Annotated in this window: 6 protein-coding genes; all 6 read right to left on the minus strand. The window is 74.3% G+C overall.

All coding sequences use genetic code 11. The annotated features are described in order from the left end of the window. The coding region (locus ACFU6K_RS30625) for a hypothetical protein (RefSeq protein ID WP_380668494.1) at window positions 1-261 on the minus strand (261 nt) is incomplete at its 3' end. Window positions 262-265: 4 nt separating this feature from the next. Then, the gene (gene recA, locus ACFU6K_RS30630; RefSeq protein WP_380668496.1) at window positions 266-1,381 is read right to left on the minus strand and encodes a recombinase RecA; all 1,116 of its coding nucleotides are present in this window, start codon (window positions 1,379-1,381) and stop codon (window positions 266-268) included. Between the two features lie 195 nt (window positions 1,382-1,576). Further along, complete coding sequence (locus tag ACFU6K_RS30635; RefSeq protein ID WP_380668498.1) at window positions 1,577-2,803, minus strand: AI-2E family transporter; 1,227 nt, start codon at window positions 2,801-2,803, stop codon at window positions 1,577-1,579. Between the two features lie 37 nt (window positions 2,804-2,840). Next, a complete protein-coding gene (locus ACFU6K_RS30640) occupies window positions 2,841-3,035 on the minus strand; it encodes a DUF3046 domain-containing protein (RefSeq protein ID WP_355261490.1) in 195 nt (64 codons plus the stop codon). Further along, window positions 3,032-3,622, minus strand: coding sequence for a GNAT family N-acetyltransferase (locus ACFU6K_RS30645; protein ID WP_380668500.1), 591 nt, complete (start codon window positions 3,620-3,622; stop codon window positions 3,032-3,034). The genes ACFU6K_RS30640 and ACFU6K_RS30645 overlap by 4 nt, the downstream gene beginning before the upstream one ends. A gap of 113 nt (window positions 3,623-3,735) precedes the next feature. Then, window positions 3,736-5,247, minus strand: a 1,512-nt coding sequence (locus ACFU6K_RS30650) for a S8 family serine peptidase (RefSeq protein ID WP_380668502.1), incomplete at its 5' end; no start/stop codon positions are given.

Consider the following 5,247-nt stretch of genomic DNA (forward strand, 5'->3'; position numbering starts at 1 on the left):
GCCGCGCACCGCCCGGGTCGGAGCCAGGTCGAACTCCGGCTCGGCGCCGGATGCCCACTGCGCGGTGGACGGACGGCCGCGCCGGGAGCGCGAGGCCCGGGGCTTCGCGGCCACCGGCTCGGGCTCCTCCGCGACGGCTGCGAACCAGTCCGGCGGCCCGTGCTCGTCGTCCTCCGCGACCGCGGCGAACCAGTCCGGCGGCCCGTAGTCGTCGTCCTCCGGGCCCGCCGGGCCGCCGCCCACCGTGTCGTACTGCGTCAACGGCTCAGGCCTTGGCCGCCGCCGTCTTCTTCGCCGCGGCCGTCTTGGTGGCGGTCGCGGTGATCGGCTTGGCCGCGCCGTCGGTGGCGGCGGCCTCGGCGGCGGCCTCGGCCGGCTCCTCCAGCTTCGGGCCGATGCCGAGCTTGCCCTTGATCTTCCGCTCGATCTCGTCGGCGAGCTGCGGGTTGTCCCGCAGGAAGTTACGGGCGTTCTCCTTGCCCTGGCCGAGCTGGTCGCCCTCGTAGGTGTACCAGGCGCCCGACTTGCGGATGAATCCGTGCTCCACGCCCATGTCGATCAGGCCGCCCTCGCGGCTGATGCCGACGCCGTAGAGGATGTCGAACTCGGCCTGCTTGAACGGCGCCGCGACCTTGTTCTTGACCACCTTGACGCGGGTGCGGTTGCCGACCGCCTCGGTGCCGTCCTTCAGAGTCTCGATCCGGCGGATGTCGAGGCGGACCGAGGCGTAGAACTTCAGCGCCCGGCCACCGGTCGTGGTCTCCGGCGAACCGAACATCACGCCGATCTTCTCGCGCAGCTGGTTGATGAAGATCGCGGTGGTGTTCGACTGGTTCAGCGCGCCGGCGATCTTGCGCAGCGCCTGGCTCATCAGCCGGGCCTGCAGACCGACGTGCGAGTCGCCCATCTCGCCCTCGATCTCGGCGCGCGGCACGAGCGCCGCGACCGAGTCGATGATCACCAGGTCGATCGCGCCGGAGCGGATCAGCATGTCGGTGATCTCCAGCGCCTGCTCGCCGGTGTCCGGCTGGCTGACCAGCAGGGCGTCGGTGTCCACGCCGAGCTTCTTGGCGTACTCCGGGTCGAGCGCGTGCTCCGCGTCGACGAACGCGACCGTGCCGCCGGCCTTCTGGGCGTTGGCGGCCAGGTGCAGGGTCAGGGTGGTCTTGCCGGAGGACTCGGGGCCGTAGATCTCGACCACGCGGCCACGCGGGATGCCGCCGACCCCGAGGGCGACGTCCAGGGCGGTGGACCCGGTGGAGATCACCTCGACCGGCTCGTTGGCCTTCTCGCCGAGGCGCATCACCGAGCCCTTGCCGAACTGCCGCTCGATCTGGGCGAGCGCGGTCTCCAGGGCCTTCTCGCGGTCCGTACCTGCCATGGCTTTTTCCCTCGGGTTCTGTGCTGTGCGCTTCATCGTCCTCGACGCTAGCGCGTCCCACTGACAAACGGGCCCGGCCGGGCTCCGCCTGTGGAAAACTCCACGCCGGAGAGTACAAAGAACATCTGTTCGATTCAAGCGTCGCACGTCCGGGCCCCGCCGCCCCCGGGGACACCCTGGGAGCGGCGTCCCTGGTCACTCCCCGCGCCTCGCCCCGTCCCCGCCGACCATCCGGCGCAGCCGCCGGGCCGCCTCCCGGCGCAGCTCCCGCCGGGCCCGCCGCTGCTCGCCCCGGTCGATCCGCGGGTCGGTGGCCACCTCGTACCGCCGCACGTACGTCCCCACGAAGCCCTGGAGCGTCGCCGCGGCCGGGATCGCGATCACCGCGCCGACCGCGCCGAGCAGCGCCGCGCCCGCGATCACCGAGCCGAAGGCCACCGCCGGGTGCACGTCCACCGTCCGCGCGGTGATCCGCGGCTGCAGCAGGTAGTTCTCGATCTGCTGGTACACCACCACGAAGACCAGCACCCAGAGCGCGTCCACCGGCTCCACCGTCAGCGCCACCAGCACCGGCAGCGTCCCGGCCAGGTACGTCCCGAGGGTCGGCACGAACTGCGACATGACGCCGACCCAGACCGCCAGCGCCGCCGCGTACGGCAGGTCCAGCAGCTCGAACATCACCCAGTGCCCGGCGGCCGACACCACCGCGAGCAGCGCCCGGGAGTACAGGTAGCCGCCGGTCTTGGCGAGCGCGATCTCCCAGGCGCGCAGCACCTCGGCCTGCTTGGCGGGCGGCAGCATCGAACAGACCGTCCGGCGCACCCGCGGGCCCTCGGCGGTGAAGTAGAAGGTGAACAGCCCGACCGTGAAGGCCTGGAAGAGCCCGCCGATCACGGTGGACGAGACGCCCCAGGCGTTGTCGGCGGCCTGCTGGACGTAGGTCTCGATGGTGCCGGAATCCTTGAGCAACCGATTCTGCAACTCGCCCAGCGAGAGGTCCTGGTGGAAGGTCCGGTTGATCCAGCCGATCAGGTTGTCGACCAGGTGCGGCAGGTCCCCCGCGAGCTTCGCCACCTGGTCGACCAGCAGCGTGCCGAGCGCGGCGAGGAAGCCCACCACCGCGATCCCGACCGCCACGAACACCAGGAAGGTCCCGACCCCCCGCCGCACCCCCCGCGCGGCCATCCGGTCCACGGCCGGCTCCAGCGCCAACGACAGGAAGAACGACACCAGCAGCATCACGAACAGGTCGATCAGCTGCCGGAACGCCCAGTCCGCGAGCTGGAACACCCCCACCAGCACCAGGAACAGCACCATCGCCCGCGGCAGCCAGCGCGGCATCCCGCCGCCCCACAGGCCCCCACCCGCCGGAGCACCCTCGGCATCCCGGTCCGAATTCTTCTGTTCCGCGCTGTTTGTCACTCGAACAGTCTGTCCCATGCCCCCGGAGGGCCGGCAGTCAGCGCAGCACCCCGGAGACGCCCTGGGTGTCGCAGACCACCCGCCAGACGTCCTTGGCCTCCCAGCCCGCCTCCAGCGCCTGCCGCACCGTCCGCCCGCCCAGCTCGCTCATCACGTGGTCGGTCGCGAACGACTCCGCGTACGCCTCCCCGAAGTGCGCGTACATCCGTCGCCAGAACTCCGTCAGCCTCATGCCCCAAGTATCCCGGACCGGGCCCGCCACTCCCCGGCCGTCAGCGCGTACTCGACCTCGCCGTGCTCGCTGCCCGGGATCATCTCCGGGTAGTCCTCGTGGAAGGTGCGGACGTACGACAGCCCGCTCTTCTCCATCACCCGCCGCGAGCCCGCGTTCACCGCCATGGTGTACGCCACCACCCGCTCCACCCCCAGCTCCGCGAACCCGAGCCGGACCAGCGCCCGCGCCCCCTCCGTCGCGTACCCGCGCCCCCACGCGGCCTGCCGCAAGCGGTACCCGAGCTCGACCTCGGCGCGCTCCCCCTCCCGCGTCGGCCGGAACTCGAACCACCCCAGGAACGCCCCGCCCGCCCGCTCCTCGGCCGCCCACCAGCCGAGGTCGCCGTACCGCCGGTAGTGCTCCAGGTAGCGCGGCAGCAGCTCCCCCTCGACCCACTCCCGCGGACTCGGCTTCCCCCCGGTGAGGAAGCGCATCACCGCAGGGTCCCCGTCCAGCTCCACGAGCCGGTCCGCGTCCGCCGTCGTGAAGCGCCGCAGCACCAGCCGCTCGGTCGTCAGGAACACGGCCGCACCCGAATCACTCATGCCCCGATCCTCACCCCCGTCCCGCCGCCCCGTCACCTGCTTTTCCCGTCCCCACCACCCGACGGGCGCGCGGGGCGCGGCCCGGGCGCCCTACGACGGAACCGCGCCCCCCGTCACCGGGGCAGCACCAGCAGCCCCGCCCCGAAGTACTGCCGGTCCCCGCAGCCCAGGAGCCCCGGGGGACACCCCGGCGCCGCCGCCCCCGCCAGCAGCGCCGCCAGCCCGTCCGCCCCCAGCTCCGGGTGCAGGGCCGCCGCCACCGCCACCGCCCCGGTCACGTGCGCGGCCGCCATCGAGGTCCCCGCCAGCGCCGCGTACCGCCCGTCCGGCCAGTCGGAGACGACCGCCCCCTGCGGCCCGCCGTCCGGGTCGCCCCCGGGCGCGGCCAGCGAGACCCGTCCGCGCCCGTAGTTGGAGTACGGCGCCGGGTGCCCGTCCCGGTTCACCGCGGTGACGGTGACCACCCCGGGCAGCTCGCCGGGCAGCCGTACGCACTCCGTGCCCAGGTGACGGAGCGACGCCGGCCCCGAGACCCGGTCGTTGGGGCTCCGCTCGTCGGTCCGCGAGGCGCCGAGGTCCTGCCCGTCGTTGCCCGCCGAGGCGACCACCACCGCCCCCGTCCGCCGGGCGTACCCGGCGGCCCGCCCGACGGCCGCGATCAGCGCGGCCTGGTCCGCGTCCCCGGGGCAGTTGTACTTCCACGGGTCGGCGAAGTAGCTGTTGTTGACCGCCCTGGCCCCGTGGTCGGCGGCCCAGAGCATGCCGCAGACGATGTTCTCCGCGTAGTACTGCCCGAGCGGCCCGAGCAGCCGGACGGCGGCGATCCGCACGCCGGGCGCCACCCCGGTGACGCCGTGGCCGTCCCGGGTGGCGCCGACGATCCCGGCGACGTGCGTGCCGTGGCCACTCTCGACCACCCCGGGGTCGGGCCGCCAGGCGCCGGTGCGGGCGTCGGGCCGACCGTCCGCGCAGGAGGCGGAGGCCTTCGGGTCGACGGCGGCCCGCAGGTCCGGGTGGGTGTCGTCGACCCCGGAGTCCAGCACCGCGACCAGCACCCCGTGCAGCGCGTCGGCGCTCGGCACGGCACCGCCGGAGACCGCCGAGGCGTCCGCCGCCCCGCGGGCGGCACCCCCGAGCATGGCGAGGTTCCAGGCGCCCGCCTCCCCCGGATCGGGCACCGTGACGGTCTCCCCGTCCATCCGGTCGCCGCCCCTCGCCCGGTCCACCCGGCCCCCCGTCCCGGCACCGGCGGTGAAGTCCCCCGTCCCCGTCACCGCCCGCGGCGGCGCGACCACCGGCGCGGTCCTGGTCGCCCCGACGGCGGCGATCCCGGGCCGGGCCCGCACCCGGTCGGCGAACGGGCCGGTCGCGTACACCAGCACGGCCCCGATCTGCGGGTACTCCTGGACCACCTGCCCGCCCGCCGCCCGGCTCTCCGCCCCGGCCCGGGCCGCGCCGGCGGCGTCCTCGCCCTCGGCCAGCACCAGGTAGCTGAGGTACGCCCGCCCCGCCCCGGACACGGAGGGGACGGCGCCGCCCACCACGAGCGCCATGAGCAGCATCGCAAGCAGCGCCCGGGCGGGCCCGCGGACCCGACGGCGTCGGGCGGGCCCGCCCGGCGGGTG

This window comes from Kitasatospora sp. NPDC057512, from assembly GCF_042802135.1.
In the GTDB taxonomy this organism is placed as follows: Bacteria; Actinomycetota; Actinomycetes; order Streptomycetales; family Streptomycetaceae; genus Kitasatospora.

Excerpts from the sequence above, each read along its gene's own strand:
- recA (WP_380668496.1), bottom strand. The coding sequence starts at position 1,381 with ATGGCAGGTACGGACCGCGAGAAGGCCCTGGAGACCGCGCTCGCCCAG.
- ACFU6K_RS30640 (WP_355261490.1), bottom strand. The coding sequence starts at position 3,035 with ATGAGGCTGACGGAGTTCTGGCGACGGATGTACGCGCACTTCGGGGAG.
- ACFU6K_RS30645 (WP_380668500.1), bottom strand. The coding sequence starts at position 3,622 with ATGAGTGATTCGGGTGCGGCCGTGTTCCTGACGACCGAGCGGCTGGTG.